This window comes from Flintibacter sp. P01028 (assembly GCF_041925235.1).
Lineage (GTDB): Bacteria > Bacillota > Clostridia > Oscillospirales > Oscillospiraceae > Lawsonibacter > Lawsonibacter aceti.
Genome location: NZ_JBHEVC010000020.1, coordinates 1 through 4,273, shown reverse-complemented (window position 1 = coordinate 4,273; position 4,273 = coordinate 1). Strand labels below are relative to the sequence as shown.

Sequence of the window (4,273 nt, the reverse complement as noted above, 5' to 3'; positions counted from 1 at the left end):
GGCGGTCCAGATATAGTGGTAGGAGGGAGTGAGGGAGGGGAAGATATAGTGTAGGTAAGGAGGGGATAAAAAAAGGGGAAAAAAGTGGGAAAAAAGTGTTGACAAGGGAGGAAGTGTTTGCTAATATAAGCAAGCGCTCTGCGGCAGGGGCAAGCCCTACGGGGGAGCGGAGGGAGCCACACGAGGCGGTCCAGGGGACAGACGAAAAAAGTTTGAAACTGGCGAAAAAAAGTGCTTGACAAAGGCAATGAAGTGTGGTAACCTAATCAAGCTGTCCGCGAGGGCAGCGGCAAGCCACTAAGGGAGCGGCGAATGAGAGGACAAAAGAGTTTGAAAAAGCTCGAAAAAAGTTCTTGACAAAGCGAACTGAATGTGGTAAGATAAAAACCCGCCGCACGAAGCGGCGTGTACCTTGTAAATTAAACAACGTGACAAACGAAAAGCACCAGATATGGATTTGGTTGTTCGAAGACAAGCGAAGCTTGAAACGGATGACCGTAAATTTCTTTGAAGCTTGGAAAAGTTTCAATAATATGATTTGAGGGACTTCGGTTCTTTAAATACCATTTTATTGAGAGTTTGATCCTGGCTCAGGATGAACGCTGGCGGCGTGCTTAACACATGCAAGTCGAACGGAGTGCTCATGACAGAGGATTCGTCCAATGGAGTGAGTTACTTAGTGGCGGACGGGTGAGTAACGCGTGAGTAACCTGCCTTGGAGTGGGGAATAACAGGTGGAAACATCTGCTAATACCGCATGATGCAGTTGGGTCGCATGGCTCTGACTGCCAAAGATTTATCGCTCTGAGATGGACTCGCGTCTGATTAGCTGGTTGGCGGGGTAACGGCCCACCAAGGCGACGATCAGTAGCCGGACTGAGAGGTTGGCCGGCCACATTGGGACTGAGACACGGCCCAGACTCCTACGGGAGGCAGCAGTGGGGAATATTGGGCAATGGGCGCAAGCCTGACCCAGCAACGCCGCGTGAAGGAAGAAGGCTTTCGGGTTGTAAACTTCTTTTCTCAGGGACGAAGCAAGTGACGGTACCTGAGGAATAAGCCACGGCTAACTACGTGCCAGCAGCCGCGGTAATACGTAGGTGGCGAGCGTTATCCGGATTTACTGGGTGTAAAGGGCGTGTAGGCGGGACTGCAAGTCAGATGTGAAAACCATGGGCTCAACCTGTGGCCTGCATTTGAAACTGTAGTTCTTGAGTACTGGAGAGGCAGACGGAATTCCTAGTGTAGCGGTGAAATGCGTAGATATTAGGAGGAACACCAGTGGCGAAGGCGGTCTGCTGGACAGCAACTGACGCTGAGGCGCGAAAGCGTGGGGAGCAAACAGGATTAGATACCCTGGTAGTCCACGCTGTAAACGATGGATACTAGGTGTGGGGGGTCTGACCCCCTCCGTGCCGCAGTTAACACAATAAGTATCCCACCTGGGGAGTACGATCGCAAGGTTGAAACTCAAAGGAATTGACGGGGGCCCGCACAAGCGGTGGAGTATGTGGTTTAATTCGAAGCAACGCGAAGAACCTTACCAGGGCTTGACATCCCGGTGACCGGTGTAGAGATACACCTTCTTCTTCGGAAGCGCCGGTGACAGGTGGTGCATGGTTGTCGTCAGCTCGTGTCGTGAGATGTTGGGTTAAGTCCCGCAACGAGCGCAACCCTTATTGTTAGTTGCTACGCAAGAGCACTCTAGCGAGACTGCCGTTGACAAAACGGAGGAAGGTGGGGACGACGTCAAATCATCATGCCCCTTATGTCCTGGGCCACACACGTACTACAATGGTGGTCAACAGAGGGAAGCAAGACCGCGAGGTGGAGCAAACCCCTAAAAGCCATCCCAGTTCGGATTGCAGGCTGCAACTCGCCTGTATGAAGTTGGAATCGCTAGTAATCGCGGATCAGCATGCCGCGGTGAATACGTTCCCGGGCCTTGTACACACCGCCCGTCACACCATGAGAGTCGGGAACACCCGAAGTCCGTAGCCTAACCGCAAGGGGGGCGCGGCCGAAGGTGGGTTCGATAATTGGGGTGAAGTCGTAACAAGGTAGCCGTATCGGAAGGTGCGGCTGGATCACCTCCTTTCTAAGGAGAGTTCAAAAGCCGACAGGTTTTTGTAACGTCCTAAGGTCAGACGTCTGTGCAAAGTAGGGGTCACGTTGTTTAATTTAGAGGGCGCACGCCGTAAGGGGAGCGGTGGGGGCTCACGGGCCCATAGCTCAGCTGGCTAGAGCGCACGACTGATAATCGTGAGGTCGGTGGTTCGAGTCCACTTGGGCCCACCACCAAAAGCTGAGGGCACCCGGATAAGGGGGTTTAGCTCAGTTGGTAGAGCACCTGCTTTGCAAGCAGGGGGTCACCGGTTCGAGTCCGATAACCTCCACCACAAGATCAAATCGAAGTGTTTACCCAAGAGGGTGAGCATTTCGATCTGACCTTGAAAAGGGTCGGAGAACTGCACCTTGAAAACTGAACAGTGAAGCAAGCAAGAAATTGCGAGCAAGCAACAGAGAGGTAACAAAGTAAAATTTGTGGACTTTTTAAGGAATTAAAAGGGTAACAAATACTACAATGAAACTGAATCTGAGGCCTGCATAATTCTTAATAGAACCAAGAGAACAGCTTGAAAAGGTTGTTCTACGAAGGTCAAGCTAATAAGAGCGCAAGGGGAATGCCTTGGCATCAAGAGCCGAAGAAGGACGTGACAAGCTGCGATAAGCCTGGGGGAGCTGCACATAAGCTTCGATCCCAGGATTTCCGAATGGGGAAACCCGGCAGAGCAATACTCTGTCAGCCTGCGTTGAATCAAATAGGCGTAGGCGGGGAACCGCCTGAACTGAAACATCTAAGTAGGGCGAGGAAGAGAAATCAACAGAGATTCCGCAAGTAGTGGCGAGCGAACGCGGAAGAGGGCAAACCGAAGGATTTATCCTTCGGGGTTGTGGACTGACACAACGGATTGATAGGCTAGCTGAACGGTATGGGAAGGCCGACCACAGCGGGTGATAGTCCCGTAAGCGAAAGCTGAGTCGATTTAGTCAGGATCCAGAGTACCGCAGGACACGTGAAACCCTGTGGGAAACTGGGGGGACCACCCTCCAACCCTAAATACTACTTGATGACCGATAGAGGAGCAGTACCGTGAGGGAAAGGTGAAAAGGACCCCGGGAGGGGAGTGAAAGAGAACCTGAAACCTTGTGCTTACAAGCACTCAAAGCACGTTAAAGTGTGATGAGGTACTTTTTGTAGAACGGTCCGGCGAGTTATTGTACGTGGCAAGCTTAAGGTGTTCAGCACCGGAGGCGAAGCGAGAGCGAGTCTGAATAGGGCGTATAAAGTCGCGTGCAATAGACCCGAAACCAGGTGACCTATCCATGAGCAGGTTGAAGTGGGGGTAAAACCCCATGGAGGACCGAACCGACCCCCGTTGCAATGGTGGCGGATGACTTGTGGATAGCGGAGAAATTCTAATCGAACTTGGAGATAGCTGGTTCTCCCCGAAATAGCTTTAGGGCTAGCGTTAGTTTAGATTACCGGAGGTAAAGCACTGAATGGGCTAGGGGCTGATAAAGTTACTGAACCCTATCAAACTCTGAATGCCGGATAATTGATGACTAGCAGTCAGACTACGTGAGATAAGTCTCGTGGTCAAAAGGGAAACAGCCCAGACCCACAGCTAAGGTCCCAAATATACGCTAAGTGGAAAACGATGTGGAGTTGCGAAAACAACCAGGATGTTGGCTTAGAAGCAGCCACTCATTAAAAGAGTGCGTAATAGCTCACTGGTCGAGTGACTCTGCGCGGAAAATGTAACGGGGCTAAGCGTATAACCGAAGCTTGGGATTGCATCTAATGCAGTGGTAGGGGAGCGTCGAATAAGGGGTGAAGTCGTAGCGGAAGCAGCGGTGGACTTTATTCGAGTGAGAATGCCGGAATGAGTAGCGAGAATTATGTGGGAATCATAATGGCCGAAAATCTAAGGTTTCTTGGGGAAGGTTCGTCCGCCCAAGGTAAGCCGGGAGCTAAGGCGAGGCCGAAAGGCGTAGTCGATGCACATACGGTTGAAATTCCGTAGCCACCGAAACTTAAACCAGAAGGACACTTGGAGCTATCCGAACCCGGGCGTTGGTTGACCCGGGCGAAAGGGACCGAAATCAAGTAGGGAAGTCGGAGAATAACGAGGCGAGAAAAGTTCTGGTGTATGCTAAGGTGCCCGTACCGCAAACCGACACAGGTAGATGAGGAGAGAATCCTAAGGCC

2 tRNA genes and 2 rRNA genes are annotated in these 4,273 nt (G+C 51.6%); all 4 read left to right on the top strand.

The features are described 5' to 3' along the window. Positions 1-567: 567 nt before the first annotated feature. A 16S ribosomal RNA gene (locus tag ACEVJK_RS14340) occupies positions 568-2,098 on the top strand. A gap of 123 nt (positions 2,099-2,221) precedes the next feature. After that, positions 2,222-2,298 (top strand) — tRNA-Ile (locus ACEVJK_RS14335). Positions 2,299-2,323: 25 nt separating this feature from the next. Beyond that, positions 2,324-2,399: transfer RNA gene (locus ACEVJK_RS14330), tRNA-Ala, on the top strand. A gap of 258 nt (positions 2,400-2,657) precedes the next feature. After that, positions 2,658-4,273 (top strand): 23S ribosomal RNA (locus ACEVJK_RS14325); the annotation flags it as partial.